Here is a 14,794-nt window from a genome sequence, read left to right as displayed (position 1 = left end):
TAGAATAATTTTTATTTATTGCTATTAAAAAGAATTTATTTTCTATATATAGAATTGAAAGCTTGTTTTATTAATTTTTTTGGATGCGATAATGGATCGTCTTGATAGGAAAATTCTTCGTCTCTTGCAGGAGGACGCAACGCTTGCCGTTGCAGATATTGCCAAAAAAGTGGGTCTTTCTACTACACCTTGTTGGCGGCGTATACAAAAACTGGAAGAAGACGGGGTGATTCAACGCCGCGTCGCAATTCTATCACCAGAGAAGGTCAATACCCGGGTCACAGTTTTCGTTTCGGTTAGAACCGGCGCCCATAATCATGAATGGCTGAAAAGGTTTTCAGAAGTCGTTCACGCTTTTCCCGAAGTTGTGGAATTTTACCGGATGAGTGGCGACGTGGATTATTTGCTACGCGTGGTCGTCCCTGATATCGCTGCCTATGATGTTTTTTACAAAAAACTTATCGCTAAAATTGACATCAGGGATGTGTCTTCAGCATTTGCGATGGAACAGATAAAATATACAACAGAGCTGCCACTTGATTATATGATGATCGAAAAGGAAGTGAATCATCTTTAAAAATGCTATTCGAGTTCGATAAACGCATCAGTCTTCTGAAATTGAGGGAAAAATGCCCTCTCATTCAATGTATAACCAATGAAGTTGCGATGAATTTCTGTGCCAATGTGCTCAATGCCGTTGGAGCATCACCGGTTATGTCCTTTGCGCCCGATGAAGCAGCCGAGTTCGTCGATAATGCTGATGCTGTTACAACCAATATCGGCACATTAACACTTGAAAAATACGCAGGCATGCGACTCGTAATGGAGCGAGCGAAAGTATTGGGCAAGCCGGTTGTGTTCGATCCCGTAGCGCATTTTGCAACGTCTTTCCGGACGAATGCTACAGCACATCTTCTCACTTTGTCCCCCCGTATTATAAAAGGCAATGCCTCTGAAATCATTGCCCTTACCTCGACAACTACAGCTCACGGAGTTGACAGCCAAGACGATGGTGCAAATAGTTTTTATGCTGCGATAGCGGCAGCCCAAAAGACAAAGGCAGTTATTGCCATGTCCGGCAAAAGTGATTTTATCACTGATGGAAAACGGCACGTATTGATTGAAGGCGGAAATAGCCTGATGTCGAAAGTTTCTGCTTGCGGATGTGCGCTTACTTGTGTGACAGGAGCATTTGTCGCACTTGCACCTGACAAACCGTTCGACGCAGCAGTCAAAGCTTTTTCAACCTTTTCAGCCGCAGGCACACTTGCCGGCCGCACCGCCAAAGGCCCCGGCACTTTTGTACCACTTTTCATTGATGCACTCGCAACAATTGACGACAAAACTGTAGAAGCTTCCGCTTCCGTCACCCCTTGGCAAGAACAATAGCGGAATCAAATGAAACTAAAGGCTGTATAAAAGAGAGCCTATCAGATTTTAATTCCGGCTTGCTCGAATGTTGCCATTTGTGAGTGGGTGAGCACAGCTGCTTTTACAACACCTGCAGCAATTGCAGCGCCCGTCCCCTCACCCAATCGCATCCCGAGGTCGAGAAGCGGTTTTTTGCCTATTTTATCCAACAAGCGGCGATGTGCCGGTTCAGCTGAAACATGGCCTGCTATGCAATGATCAAGTGCATGTGGATTTATTTTATGTAAAAGAGCTGCTGCTGCAGTCACTACAAAACCGTCGAGAATAACGGGAATTTTTTCCATTCGAGCTGCAAGAATAGCGCCCATCATAGCTGCTATTTCACGCCCGCCGAGACGTCGCATAACCTCGAACGGGTCATCAAGATGATCTTTATGAAGTTCGACAGCCTTTTTTACAGCCGCAATTTTGCGCCGATAATAATCACCTTTGGAACCTGTGCCCGGCCCTGTCCATTCTTCGGCCTTACCACCATAAAGTGCAAGAGAAATTGCCGAGGCAATTGTCGTATTGCCTATCCCCATTTCGCCCAAGCACAATAAATCGGTGCCGCCGGCAATTGATTCCATACCGAATGCCATTGTTGCGGCAGCACCACGCATATCCATCGCCGCATCTTTGGTGATATCCATCGTAGGATAATCCAGAGCAAGATCAAATATTTTCAAGCCGAGATCATAAGCGACACATATTTGATTGATCGCAGCGCCACCGGCAGCAAAATTCTCGACCATCTGTTGGGTGACAGCGCGGGGAACCGGTGTAACATTTTCATCTGTCACACCATGGTTTCCGGCAAACACCGCGACCAGAGGACGTGTGACAATGGGTTTTTCTTTTCCTCTCCATCCCGCATACCAAAGCGCAATGTCTTCAAGCCTTCCCAGCGAGCCTTCCGGCTTTGTGAGTTCCGACTGACGTTTTCTCGCCAATTTTATGGCGTTTTCGTCCGGATCAGGCAAACTGTTCAGTAAAGCACGAAAATCATCAAAAGGACTGGAAGCGGTCACGGAAACACCCTTCAAACAAAATGAACAAATAGAATCTCATCAAGGATTGTTCTATAAGCAATTTAAAATCACTTTAACAGGAGTAAGAGAAATCTTGAGCGATTTTCTTGGCCCATCGATGCGTGCATTAGGCTTTCTCACGCGTTTACCTGTAAAAAGTCATTGGTTTTCGCCCGAGCATTCAATTTCTAGCGAGGCACATTATTTTCCGATTGCCGGTTTGTTTATCGGTCTTCTATCCGGATTGTGTCTGGCACTTGCCCACTTTATCGGCTTGAATATATGGGTGTCAGCGGTTTTTTGCGTTCTCTTCACAACGATGCTCACCGGTGCACTTCATGAAGATGGATTGGCAGATGTAGCCGACGCCTTTTTTGTCGCAAAATCGAAAGAAGATCGCCTGGCGATTATGAAAGACTCGCGTAACGGTACTTATGGTACGTTGGCGTTGACTTTCGCCGTGCTTTCAAAAATAGCGCTTGTCGGGTCAATTGAGATAAATCTTGGCCTCTATCGTGCAATTATTGCTTTAATGGTGTGTGAAGCGGTAAGCCGTGGCGGCATGGTATGGTTCTGGACGAGGCTTCCACTTGCACGCAAAAACGGCACAGCCGCCGCCGCGGGTGAGCCATCAATCGAAATTGCGCGCAAATCATTGATTGTTTCGGGTATCATTCTGCTGATTGCAGGCCTTTGCTTTTTTTGCTTCAGCTGGATAATAATTTCCATTGCCGCTTCATTCTTGTTTATTTACGTCTTTACACTGGAGTGTGAGAAACGCATTGGCGGCTATACCGGCGATACTTTAGGCGCTGTCGAGCAGTGCCTGACAATTATATTATTGGCAATAACAAGCCTTGTCGGTTAATTGTTGCCATCCCTGACTGACTGGAGAGAAAGCACCATGAAACCATTCTGGCTTATTATCTCTGCCGCCGCTTTAATTATCATTTTACTGCTTGCATTTAGCGATAGTGCTCCCAATGCAACAACCGACAAGATTGCCAATCTCGGTTATTATGGAATATGGGGACTAGCAGCAACCTCTGCTTTGTTGGGATCAAAGATAAAGTTGGCCGATGCTGCACGAAATATTGCAATATGGTGCGTTATTATATTCGCCCTCATGTGTGGCTATAGTCTGCGTTACGAAATACAGGATCTCGCATATCGTGTAACTGGCGGCATTATTCCAGGAAGTCCTGTTACGCGCTACAGTGAAAACGGCAAAACCGTTAGCCTCGAACGTTCCGCAAATGGACATTTTCTAACAAACGCAGCTGTTAACGGTAAGACATTGAGCCTCACGATCGACACGGGTGCTTCTGCTGTTGTTCTAACCTATGACGATGCAATTGCTGCAAATATTGATGTTGGAAGATTAGGATTTAATATACCGGTCGAGACTGCAAATGGCAGTACGAATGCCGCGCCTATTATTATTGATAATCTCAAAATAGGTGATATCGAACGCAGCAATGTACGAGCGCTAGTTAGCCGTCCCGGTGACCTTTCAGGAAGTTTATTGGGCATGAGCTTTCTTGATCGCCTTACCGGTTACTCGGTGCGCGGAGACCGGCTCATTCTGGTCGATTGAACTGGCAGAACGGGTACATTTTTGCATTAAAAAAATGGAGCCTGAATGAAAATTCCACTTGATTAAACTATTCGATATACGAATAAGCTGCGCGTAAAATGGATGACTGCGCATTTTCCCGATTGGCTTCGGTCGAAAGTGTCTGCCGCCATTTTCTGGCACCTTTACGGCCGGAAAATAGCCCTATCATATGGCGGGTGACGTTGGAAAGCTTGCCGCCATTCATGATATAGCGATCAATATATTCGCACATTGCTTCAATAACCGAACCGTCATCAAGCGGAGCCCGATCATCATGATAAATTTTCGCGTCAACTTCGCGAAGAGATGAAGGATTTTGATAGACATAGCGCCCGACCATCACTCCATCTACATGTTCCAAATGGTCAGCTGCTTTATCTATTGTTTGAATACCACCATTTATCCCGATGAAATGACTTTGATTTTTCAGCTTCAAATCATAAACGCGTTGATAATCAAGCGGCGGTACGTCACGATTTTCTTTTGGGCTCAAACCTTGAAGCCATGCTTTTCGTGCATGAACCCACAATGCATCCGCGCCGCTTTGCCATGCTGCTGCACTCAAATTATCAAGAGCGACTTGAACATCCTGGTCGTCAACGCCAATGCGACATTTTACGGTAACCGGAATTGAAACAGCCCGTTTCATTTTTTCAACGATTTTTCCAACAAGATCGGGCTCCAACATAAGGCACGCACCAAACGCACCCGATTGCACGCGATCCGAAGGGCAACCGACGTTGAGATTGATTTCATCATAGCCAAAACCGGCGCCGATTTTCGCGGCTTCCGCGAGCTTATCGGGCGAAGATCCGCCTAATTGTAAAGCCACTGGATGTTCGCACCCGTCAAACTTCAAAAGTCGCTCTCTGTCACCGAAAATTGCGGCATCCGCAACCACCATTTCCGTATAAAGCAGAGAGTGTTTTGTCAGCAAACGGTGAAAATAGCGGCAATGCCGATCGGTCCAATCAAGCATCGGCGCCACAGCAAAATTCGGCTTTTCTGCCATTTCGTAAATTGACATATTTCAGGACATTCCTGTTTTTTCCGTCGAAAAATTCCTTAGCGCAACCACTTATCAAGCCGCACTAACGCCTCGTCTATTGCTTTCGGTGCACCCGCGTAAGAAAAGCGCATTGTTCGTCTTCCCTCCAGTGTATCAAAATCTATACCCGGCGTTGCAGCCACATTGGTTTCTTCAAGCATTTTGCGCGCAAACTCTGTGCTATCATTGCTGAATTTGGAAATATCGCAATAGGCGTAAAAAGCGCCATCCATCGGTGCCAGCAACTGCAAACCCAACGCGGGCAAAGTTTTTGTCAAATGTTCACGATTGATGCGATAACTATCTTTTATTTTTTCAAGTTCGGATGTCGCATCGAAGGCGGAAATTGCAGCTATTTGTGAAAGTTCAGGTGCCGAAATATAGAGATTTTGAGATATCCTCTCGACCGACCTTACCGCATTTTCTGGCAACACCATCCAGCCAACACGCCATCCGGTCATACAGTAATATTTGGAAAACGAATTGATGACGGTGACATCGTCACTAAAAGATAATGCCGTCACGTCTGGAGCAGAAAAGTTCAGTCGATGATAAATTTCATCAGCAATCACTGTAATATTATGGTCGTGGCAAAATTCGATAATATTTTTCAACTCTTCCGGTTTAAGTGACGCACCGGTCGGATTACTCGGAGAGGCAAACAAAATACCTTTCAGTGGCGCACGTGATTGTGTTTCTTCAAGCATTTTTAAATCAGGAAGGCCGCTTCCACCGGTATCAATCTCTACGACCTCAAGTCCAAGTGCCTTCATGATATGGCGATAGGCCGGATAGCCCGGACGCGTTATTGCAACCCTGTCACCCACATCGAAAAATGCTAAAAAGGCAAGATTGAATGCCGCTGATGATCCGGTTGTAACAGCAACACGTTCCGGAGATACTGACAGTTTATGATGTTCTTCATAATAGGCAGCTATTTTTTCACGCAAAGCCGCCAAGCCAAGCGAATCGGTATAGCCGATATGACCATCTTTCAGTGCCCGCCCGGCTGCCTCTAATACCTGCGCCGGACAGGGCGCGGCCGGCTGACCGATTGCCATTGAAATAACCGGCTCACCCGCCTTCATTTTTTTATTGGCCGCCGCAAGCACGTCCATTGCAAAAAAAGGATCGACATTACTCCTTCTTGATAGACAAATCATGCTGGTCTCCACATAAAAAAACATATAAGTTCGAACAACGTGCCGTAGAAAAGCCTGAAAGGCGTGGCTAGAACAATAAAGACATCGTATCTATGCTCTGAGCACTCAGGGGATTATCTATGAAAATAGAGTTGCAAACTTCAAGACAAAAAGTCTGTTCATTTACAAAACGATCGATAGTTTTCTTTCTTCACTTCGGTTTGGCTATGTTATTGGTGTTTGCACCATCTATCGGTGTTGCGCAAGCCCAATCTCAATCGGTACCGATCATCCGCGACGCTGAAATCGAACAATTGCTTTATGATTACACAACACCGATTTTCAAAGCCGCCGGCATACGCAACAAAATACAAATCATCGTCGTAAACGATCAAAGCTTCAATGCTTTTGTCGACGGGCAGCGTATGTTTGTCAATATAGGTGCATTGATGCAGGCAGAGACACCGAATGAACTTATCGGTGTCATCGCCCACGAAACGGGTCACTTGGCAAATGGTCACCAACAACGTTTGCGCGAACAGATCAAACGCGCCCAGACAATGGCTGTTATCGGTATGCTGCTTGGTATCGGCGCCGGTGTAGCCGGTGCATCGACTGGCAACACATCTGCCGCCGGTGCGGGCGGTGGCATTGCTGCCGGTAGTAGCGAAATGGCTATGCGCACATTGCTTAACTATCAACGCAGTGAAGAAGCTGCTGCCGATAGAGCCGCCGTCAACTATCTGAATGCAACCGGTCAGTCTACAAAAGGAATGCTTGTTACTTTCGAACGTTTTTCCAATGCTCTTGCCCTCTCGGGAACGAAGGTTGACCCTTATAGAGTTAGCCACCCGCTTCCCCGTGAACGTATTGCAGCCTTGGAAACACTTGCAAAACAGAGCCCCTATTATGACAAAAAGGATTCCCCCGAATTACAGTTACGTCATGACATGGTACGGGCAAAGATAGCAGCCTATACTGATCACTTCACCGAGTTGCGCCGTATGTTTAAAGATAATCCGCGAGGACTTCCGGCGCGTTATGGAGAAGCTATATTGGCTGTTCAAAGTGGTTCGCCCAAAACAGCTGTCGAGAAAGTCAAAGATCTTATAAAAGATGAACCCAAAAATCCGTATTTTCAGGAACTGTTGGGGGACGCATTGATAAAGGCTAACGACCCTGCAGGAGCGGCGAGCGCTTACAAACGTTCCGCTGAAATCGACCCGCGTGGTTCTAGCCTTCTTAAGGTGAGCTATGGACATGCACTGCTTTTAACAAATGATCCTAAAAATGTCCCGACTGCGATAACCGAAATACGCAATGGCATCGCCAAGGAACCGGAATTTGCCGCCGGATATGGATATCTTGCACTTGCCTATGGCAGAAGCGGACAGGTTGCACTTGCCGATCTTGCAACTGCCGACATGCATTATTATAGCGGAAACCGCATGCAAGCCCGCATTTTTGCAACCCGCGCCAAGCAAAAACTAACACCCGGTTCAGCCGAGTGGTTGCGTGCACAAGATATTCTCAATACAACGCAACAAAAGAAATGATATCTACAGAAAGCCTCACGATGAAAATTTTTAAACCGTTTTTTAATAAAAATCATTCCATTTGCGCAGGCGCAATGGGGGCGATACTGTTGCTATCTCCGTTAAGTGAAACCGGTTTTGCTGCCTCTGGCAACAACACTACGCAAGCAGCCGAAATCAAAAGTGAGCTTCTCAATGATCAAAGTTTCATCAAAGCGGTGGGCGAGGCTTTAAACAAACAATCGTCGGACGATCATATCCGTGAAGTGGTCAAAGATTATCTCGTTAAAAATCCTGAAGTCATGATTGAAGTTCAGGAGGCACTCGCTAAAAAGCAAGCTCAAAAAGTAGCCGAAAACCAGACATCGACCATAGCGGCAATGAAAGACGAGATTTTTAACTCGCCAAACGATGCTGTGATTGGTAATCCCAAAGGCAAAGTATCGCTCGTTGAATTTTTTGATTATAATTGCGGCTATTGTAAAAAGTCTTACCCTGACATTCAGGCACTTTTAAAAAACAATCCGGATTTGCGAATTGTGCTTAAGGATTTTCCAATATTAGGACCCGATTCGGTAAAAGCACATATCGTTGCACGTGCGTTTTTAAAGTTAATGCCAATGAAATACCCTGCCTTTCACGCCGAAATGTTGACGAGCGAAGGTCGTGCGAATGAAGAAAAAGCAATGAAAGTTGCTGTAAAACTTGGCGCCGATGAACAAAAACTGCGTGAGGCCATGAATGATCAAAAGCTTCAGCAAGCTTTTGTAGAAAATGGTCAAATTGCTTATGCTCTCAATATCAACGGCACACCGTCTTATATTTTGGGTAACGAAGTTCTGGTCGGCGCAGTGGGTGAAAATATTTTGAAGCAAAAAATCGGACTTCTTGATAAATAGATTATATTGATTGTCTTGATCACTTCAAACTTTTGTCAAAGTTCTGCCTAGGTCAGGGAATTTGCACTTTCGCTTTTTCCCCAACATGCTTATAAGCGTTTTTGAGTTTTGAACTGTAATTAAAAATGTTACAGTTGAAATAGTTGGATTTTTAAAGCCGTCTTTGGTTTTGCCAGAGGATGGTTGTTGATTGAGCTTGAAAAGTTCCGATCCTGAATATTAGAACGGTCATGAAGATCGAGGAGTAAAAGAAAAAGATGGCTACAAAAACAACAAGTACCGTCAAAAACACAGGTGTAAATAAAGATCTCATCCGCGATCTCGCCGAAATACTCAATGATACAAACCTTTCGGATATTGAAGTCGAACAAGGGGATTTACGTATCCGCGTTTCCCGCCAGTTAAGTGGTGGCGTACCGGTGCAAACAACCTATGCACCTGCCGCTCCGGCAGCTGCTCCTGCTCCGGCCGAACCCAAAAAAGAAGATTTGACGAAAAACGCAGTTACCTCCCCCATGGTTGGTACTGCCTATCTCGCACCGGCTCCGGGAGCGCGCCCGTTCGTCGAAGTCGGACAACAGGTTTCCGAGGGGCAAACTCTTATAATTATTGAAGCAATGAAAACAATGAACCAGATATCTTCGCCGCGTGCAGGAACGGTCAAAGCTATTTTGGTTGAAGATGCGCAACCGGTTGAATTTGGTGAGCCGCTGGTCGTTGTTGAATAAGACAGGATCACGAAATGTTTCAGAAAATCCTGATAGCCAACCGTGGCGAAATTGCACTCAGAGTTCTGCGTGCATGTAAAGAGCTTGGTATTAAAACCGTCGCTGTTCATTCGACAGCCGATGCTGACGCCATGCATGTGAGGCTCGCTGATGAAAGCGTCTGCATTGGTCCGCCTCCTTCACGCGATTCCTATCTCAATATCCAGCAAATAGTTGCTGCTTGCGAGATTACCGGTGCAGATGCCATTCATCCTGGCTATGGGTTTCTTTCGGAAAACGCCAAATTTGCTGAAATTCTGGAAGCTCATTCGATTACTTTTATTGGCCCGACTGCCGCTCATATTCGTATTATGGGCGATAAAATCGAAGCCAAGAAAACAGCTAAACGTTTAGGCATTCCCGTGGTTCCCGGTTCCGAAGGCGGTGTTACAGATGACGACGAAGCCTATAAGGTTGCTGATAAAATCGGCTATCCTGTTATCATCAAAGCTTCTGCCGGCGGTGGCGGACGCGGTATGAAAGTAGCGCGCTCTCCAAAAGAGCTTTCAATTGCTCTTAGTACCGCGCGTAGCGAAGCTGCTGCTGCGTTCGGTGATGACGCTGTCTATATTGAAAAATATCTTGAGAAACCGCGTCACATCGAAGTTCAGGTTATGGGTGATGGCGCCGGAAATGCAATTCATCTCGGTGAACGGGATTGCTCTTTGCAGAGACGTAACCAGAAGGTTTGGGAAGAAGCCAATTCCACAGTGTTGGACGAACAAGCACGGCAGAAAATCGGCATGATTGTTGCCAACGCCTGTGCCGAATTAGGTTATCGCGGCGCCGGAACGATTGAATTCCTTTATGAAAACGGCGAATTCTATTTCATTGAAATGAATACCCGTCTTCAGGTCGAACATCCGGTAACTGAAGCCGTAACCGGCATTGACCTTGTTCACGAACAAATTCAAGTTGCAGCCGGCGAAGGGCTGTCGGCAAAACAAAGTGATATCCACTTTTCAGGCCATGCGATTGAATGTCGTATCAATGCCGAGGATCCGGTCAACTTCACCCCTTCCCCCGGATTGATTACCCATTTCCATACACCGGGTGGTCTGGGTGTGCGCGTTGATTCAGGCGTTTATTCCGGTTATCGGATACCGCCTTATTATGACAGCCTGATCGGCAAACTGATTGTTCATGGAAGAACGCGGCTTGAATGCATGATGCGGCTAAGGCGCGCTCTTGACGAGTTCGTTGTCGACGGTATCAAAACGACCCTCCCGCTTTTCCGTGATCTTATTGGCAATGAAGATATAGCCAAAGGAAATTATGACATCCACTGGCTGGAAAAATATCTTGCCGATAAAGCAGCATCGAATAGCTGATAGCTTTGTCTGAAAAAGAAAAAGATAAATTAACCCCTGCGTTACTGCTGAGCGCATATGCGCAGGGAATTTTTCCTATGTCGGATGATGCAGAAGATCCTGACATTTATTGGATACGTCCCGAACGGCGTGGAATTATTCCTTTGGACAATTTTCACATTCCGAAAAGTCTGAAGAAAACTATGAAGAAAAAGCCGTTCAACATCGTTATTGATTCCGATTTCGAAGGCGTTATTTCCGGCTGCGCCGAATCAAAGCCTGGACGTGAAACAACATGGATCAATCACCCCATTCGTAAAGCTTACGGAGAGTTATTCGACCTCGGTTTTTGCCATACAGTTGAAGCTTGGCAAAACGAAAAGCTTGTCGGCGGTTTATATGGTTTGGCTCTGGGGCAAGCCTTTTTCGGAGAAAGCATGTTCTCTCGCGTTACTGATGCTTCCAAGATATGTCTTGTGGCGCTTGTAGACCATTTAAAAAGCCATAACTTCATTCTTCTTGATACACAATTTACAACACCACATCTTGAGCATTTCGGCGCGATAGAAATTACGAGACAAGATTATGAAATGCGCCTGAAAAAAGCCCTATCCGGCCGCGCCGAGTTTTAAAATCTTTTTATTACCCCACAAATTGCTCGCTAACGATTCTCTGTCGAGATTTACGACAACATAGAACGTTGTCTCCATCGACGCCTTGATCTATTGTTTGGGGAAATTAAATGACGTTTCTTTTGAGATAATATATTCAATAATTTTTTGATTTTGCTGAACAAATCAATGGTGCCCCCAGAGAGACTCGAACTCCCGACCCCCTGATTACAAATCAGGTGCTCTACCAACTGAGCTATAAGGGCGCCGCATTGCAACTAGCATAAACTTTACCAAAGGCAAACAGAAAAATTGCCAAAACAACAATCTTTTTTATGTTACAAAATTTTTTAGAAAACACATATGATTTCAGCATTCATGATTATCAATTCTCTTGTCTGTAGACCTTCGTTGCTGCAGAAAAAATACGTCTCCCCTTACGGAATAGCAGATTTCTCAAATAAGTTTCTAACCCTCGAATATCGTTTATTAATAGGACTAAATCCCTTTTAATCTTTTAAGCCTTGCTGCCATAAATGCAAACCGATTGTGGTCATACAGGTTTGCCGCGTAATATTGTCCCTCCCCCGAAAGGAGATCACAATACAAAAGTGTTCTGACGCCGTTATAGCGTTCTACGAAGTCCAGCCTGTCGAGGTTCTCAATGAAGACACCTACCATGTCCATTACGTACAGGTATATATCAACACTGAGCGCGTCCATTTTGCTATAATTAAACTCGCGTATAAGCGGTTGAACGGTTATTCCTCGCCAATCTTTCGGGACTATATCACCTCAATTGCCAGACTTACCGGAATTTGGTCAGCCATTTAGCTTATTAACTAACAGGTTATCACCTCCGTTATATGGCTGCTGATTTCTATCTGTTGGTTCTCGTCTAATTTCCAACATGCGTATCACGAAAGTAATTTTCACCTTAAAATATCAATCTCGTGATACTACATTTTTTCGGCTGGAGCAGATTGAGTGTGTTTGGCTAAACTCCGGTGTTGGCACGAGCCGTAATCCAACATGATAAAGCGGATGATAAAGCGGATGAATGCGAGCGAGACCTGCAGCCGATAGATATCGTGTCCGCTTTTGCCGATACGACAACCGTGGAGTGACGCAAAAGGCCGCAACCACCGAGTGATGTTAAGTACCTTTCCTTACAATCTAACCTCGGCACTAACGTCAATATGCTTTCCAAAGTTGCTAAAAATATCATTTGGACTTACGCAAATCGGAAGCAAATCGGGAACATATCGAGACGATTCGCATACAAAGCAAAGCACTTATTGGCGCTTAAAAAACCGTTGTTGAGGCTCAAGCAATTTTCGATGGTGTCACATGGATATCGAGATAAATCCATTTTGAATAAAAGTTTTTGATAACCCCTATTTTTTCGGAGAACATCTGTTATAAGTCCTCCCCACAAGACGAAAAAGGGGATGTGTTTTGTACGTAAAAGATATCTTGAAAAGAGAAAATAATAATTTTGATCTCTTGAGAATAATCGCTGCATTATTAGTTATTTATGGTCATTCAAATGTATTTGTTACGAAGAAGACTCATGATTTTTTAAATCATTAATTTTTTATGATTATTCTGGAGGGGTTGCAGTAAAGGTATTCTTCTTTTTAAGTGGACTTTTTGTTACAAACAGTATTCTAGTAAAACGCAATCCTTTCGGGTTTGCTATTTCACGAATATTTCGTATTTTCCCTGCGTTAATTTTTGTTGTATTTTTAACTACATTCTTAATTGGATCAATATTTACAAATTTATCATTAGGAGAATACTACGCTAATCAAGAGACTTACTCATACTTTTATAAAAATGTTCTATTATTTTTGTCATATAGTTTGCCCGGTGTTTTTTCGAGCAATTTAAGCGCTGGTGTCAATGGGTCTTTATGGAGTCTACCTTATGAATTTTATTCATACGCATTATTACTTTGCTTATTTGTCTTCGGTATTTTTAAAAATCGTAAATTGGCAACATTAATAGGAATCGGAATTATTATTGATGCGTTTATGGGTAATAAGTTCATATTTACATGGATCCAACCTAACGACATCGATAGACAATTCTTATGCTTAAGTTTTGTATTCGGTTGTCTATTAGCTTTATGGAAAGATAAAGTGAAAATAAATATAGAACTTATTTTGGCTTCGTTCATCATATGTTATTTATTCAGGAATACTTCACTTACGCCTTACCTAATGTATATTTCAATTTTTTTAACATTAACATACTTGTTTACAAGAAATTTTATTGTTCATTTGAAACCTCGATATGATTTGTCATATGGCGTTTACCTATGGGGTTGGGTTATCCAGCAAATTTGGGTTTCTTTAATGCCAGGTCTGAGTTCATTAAAATTGACTGTACTTTCCTCTTTTTCCAGTGTTTTAGTTGGTTACCTTTCTTGGAAGATAGTTGAAAAACCGTTTATTAATTATGGGAAAAAACTTAGTAAGATATTTGATAATAAAGAGAACAACACTTTGTTATGATTGCTGAAGATTTAAGAGATAAGCTATTTTTAAAACTTCACTTAGGCGAAGTTTTTTATACATAAAGGAAAGATGGAAGAATACACACTTGGTCGATACACGACTATTAACAAAAAAGGATCAAGCTGGTGTATTGTGCAATAAAATGGCTTATATCTTTGCTATAACTTATCGTAAGACTGCCGAAACCATGAATTCTATGAATGAACGGGGTCGCAAAACATATTTTCGTTCAAAAGAATATTACCTAGTAAAAGTTATGAATTGTGATCCTCTTCATTCGATTGCATCGTAAGTATCAAAGAGTCATGAAAGTCAGTACAAATGGATAAAGATAAATTAATTGACGTTAAGCAAACGTTTGCTCTCTGGTGTGCATTAACTGCAGCTCGATCTTCTCCGAAATGTCGATTTTCAAATGACGAAGGTGCAAAGATTGCTAGGAACAACTTGCTTTTGAAGTTTAGGACTTTAGACGATTTACCTGACCCGATAAAATTTGATGATTGCCATAGAAAACTACGACAAAAAATATGTCTAAAGGCCGAAAATATCATAGAAGACAAAACGATGCATTTCACGCATGGCGTAGCTGCAAAATTTATAAACGTATATTTCAAGGCTATGTTCCTAAATGATGTTCCACCAGAATGCATCGTTCAAGAGATGAGAATAAACGCTTTGCATCCACCAATAGACAGGCGTTTATTGAAAACTTTAGCCAAGGAAAAAGTTGGCGGCCTTGAAAAATTTTGGCGGGAAAAAGCAAATAAAGGATGGTCCAATTTTTCATCTAACGATTATGAAGATGTTATACGACATATAAAATATGTAACCAAAGGTCGTTTATGGGAAATTGAAGAGTATTGGAAAATATTTGAAAAAAAAAGAAAATAACTAAGAT

General features: G+C 43.5%; 13 protein-coding genes and 1 tRNA gene. 10 read left to right on the top strand and 4 right to left on the bottom strand.

Translation table 11 applies throughout. The features are described from left to right. Positions 1 to 91 precede the first annotated feature (91 nt). Positions 92 to 577, top strand: coding sequence for an Lrp/AsnC family transcriptional regulator (locus H3V12_RS02390; protein ID WP_075870551.1), 486 nt, complete (start codon positions 92 to 94; stop codon positions 575 to 577). A 2-nt stretch (positions 578 to 579) separates the two neighbouring features. Beyond that, positions 580 to 1,389 (top strand): hydroxyethylthiazole kinase, encoded by an 810-nt coding sequence (gene thiM / locus H3V12_RS02385; RefSeq protein WP_198212536.1) that lies wholly within the window; start codon positions 580 to 582, stop codon positions 1,387 to 1,389. A gap of 41 nt (positions 1,390 to 1,430) precedes the next feature. On the opposite strand, the gene cobT is transcribed toward thiM, so the two are convergent. Beyond that, positions 1,431 to 2,441 carry a nicotinate-nucleotide--dimethylbenzimidazole phosphoribosyltransferase gene (gene cobT, locus H3V12_RS02380; RefSeq protein ID WP_198212535.1) on the bottom strand — a complete coding sequence of 337 codons (1,011 nt, stop codon included), beginning with the start codon at positions 2,439 to 2,441 and terminating at the stop codon, positions 1,431 to 1,433. 94 nt (positions 2,442 to 2,535) lie between these two features. Here cobT and cobS point away from each other — a divergent pair, with 94 nt between their 5' ends. Both cobS and H3V12_RS02370 read left to right on the top strand, forming a co-directional pair. Next, entirely contained in the window at positions 2,536 to 3,309 is a 774-nt protein-coding gene (gene cobS / locus H3V12_RS02375) for an adenosylcobinamide-GDP ribazoletransferase (RefSeq protein WP_246787469.1), read from the top strand. A gap of 36 nt (positions 3,310 to 3,345) precedes the next feature. Then, entirely contained in the window at positions 3,346 to 4,038 is a 693-nt protein-coding gene (locus H3V12_RS02370; protein WP_198212533.1) for a TIGR02281 family clan AA aspartic protease, read from the top strand. 67 nt (positions 4,039 to 4,105) lie between these two features. Here H3V12_RS02370 and dusA read toward each other — a convergent pair whose 3' ends face one another. Beyond that, positions 4,106 to 5,086: a tRNA dihydrouridine(20/20a) synthase DusA gene (gene dusA, locus H3V12_RS02365; protein WP_246787468.1), complete on the bottom strand. Its 981-nt coding sequence runs from the start codon at positions 5,084 to 5,086 to the stop codon at positions 4,106 to 4,108. 38 nt (positions 5,087 to 5,124) lie between these two features. Then, positions 5,125 to 6,270 carry an aminotransferase class I/II-fold pyridoxal phosphate-dependent enzyme gene (locus tag H3V12_RS02360; protein WP_198212531.1) on the bottom strand — a complete coding sequence of 382 codons (1,146 nt, stop codon included), beginning with the start codon at positions 6,268 to 6,270 and terminating at the stop codon, positions 5,125 to 5,127. 206 nt (positions 6,271 to 6,476) lie between these two features. Here H3V12_RS02360 and H3V12_RS02355 point away from each other — a divergent pair, with 206 nt between their 5' ends. From H3V12_RS02355 to aat, 5 genes are all read left to right on the top strand, one after another. Next, the gene (locus H3V12_RS02355) at positions 6,477 to 7,805 is read left to right on the top strand and encodes a M48 family metalloprotease (protein ID WP_341464149.1); all 1,329 of its coding nucleotides are present in this window, start codon (positions 6,477 to 6,479) and stop codon (positions 7,803 to 7,805) included. Positions 7,806 to 7,825: 20 nt separating this feature from the next. Next, positions 7,826 to 8,683: a DsbA family protein gene (locus H3V12_RS02350; protein WP_198212527.1), complete on the top strand. Its 858-nt coding sequence runs from the start codon at positions 7,826 to 7,828 to the stop codon at positions 8,681 to 8,683. A 257-nt stretch (positions 8,684 to 8,940) separates the two neighbouring features. Then, on the top strand, positions 8,941 to 9,411 hold the full coding sequence (accB, locus tag H3V12_RS02345; protein ID WP_198212519.1) for an acetyl-CoA carboxylase biotin carboxyl carrier protein: 471 nt from the start codon (positions 8,941 to 8,943) through the stop codon (positions 9,409 to 9,411). A 14-nt stretch (positions 9,412 to 9,425) separates the two neighbouring features. Then, entirely contained in the window at positions 9,426 to 10,781 is a 1,356-nt protein-coding gene (accC, locus tag H3V12_RS02340; RefSeq protein ID WP_198212517.1) for an acetyl-CoA carboxylase biotin carboxylase subunit, read from the top strand. 5 nt (positions 10,782 to 10,786) lie between these two features. Further along, entirely contained in the window at positions 10,787 to 11,392 is a 606-nt protein-coding gene (gene aat, locus H3V12_RS02335; protein WP_198212515.1) for a leucyl/phenylalanyl-tRNA--protein transferase, read from the top strand. 169 nt (positions 11,393 to 11,561) lie between these two features. On the opposite strand, the gene H3V12_RS02330 is transcribed toward aat, so the two are convergent. Then, positions 11,562 to 11,637: transfer RNA gene (locus H3V12_RS02330), tRNA-Thr, on the bottom strand. 2,577 nt (positions 11,638 to 14,214) lie between these two features. Here H3V12_RS02330 and H3V12_RS02320 point away from each other — a divergent pair. Continuing rightward, entirely contained in the window at positions 14,215 to 14,787 is a 573-nt protein-coding gene (locus tag H3V12_RS02320; RefSeq protein WP_198212513.1) for a hypothetical protein, read from the top strand. The last annotated feature ends 7 nt before the right edge of the window (positions 14,788 to 14,794 follow it).

Origin of the sequence: Bartonella sp. W8167 (assembly GCF_016100335.1) — a bacterium.
In the GTDB taxonomy this organism is placed as follows: Bacteria; Pseudomonadota; Alphaproteobacteria; order Rhizobiales; family Rhizobiaceae; genus Bartonella; species Bartonella apis.
The sequence above is the reverse complement of the archived record's forward strand: the minus strand, read 5'-3'. Positions and strand labels throughout refer to the sequence as shown.

Coding starts and splice junctions, on each gene's coding strand:
- H3V12_RS02390 (WP_075870551.1), top strand. CDS start 92: ATGGATCGTCTTGATAGGAAAATTCTTCGTCTCTTGCAGGAGGACGCA.
- thiM (WP_198212536.1), top strand. CDS start 580: ATGCTATTCGAGTTCGATAAACGCATCAGTCTTCTGAAATTGAGGGAA.
- H3V12_RS02370 (WP_198212533.1), top strand. CDS start 3,346: ATGAAACCATTCTGGCTTATTATCTCTGCCGCCGCTTTAATTATCATT.
- dusA (WP_246787468.1), bottom strand. CDS start 5,086: ATGTCAATTTACGAAATGGCAGAAAAGCCGAATTTTGCTGTGGCGCCG.
- H3V12_RS02360 (WP_198212531.1), bottom strand. CDS start 6,270: ATGATTTGTCTATCAAGAAGGAGTAATGTCGATCCTTTTTTTGCAATG.
- H3V12_RS02355 (WP_341464149.1), top strand. CDS start 6,477: ATGTTATTGGTGTTTGCACCATCTATCGGTGTTGCGCAAGCCCAATCT.
- H3V12_RS02350 (WP_198212527.1), top strand. CDS start 7,826: ATGAAAATTTTTAAACCGTTTTTTAATAAAAATCATTCCATTTGCGCA.
- accB (WP_198212519.1), top strand. CDS start 8,941: ATGGCTACAAAAACAACAAGTACCGTCAAAAACACAGGTGTAAATAAA.
- accC (WP_198212517.1), top strand. CDS start 9,426: ATGTTTCAGAAAATCCTGATAGCCAACCGTGGCGAAATTGCACTCAGA.
- H3V12_RS02320 (WP_198212513.1), top strand. CDS start 14,215: ATGGATAAAGATAAATTAATTGACGTTAAGCAAACGTTTGCTCTCTGG.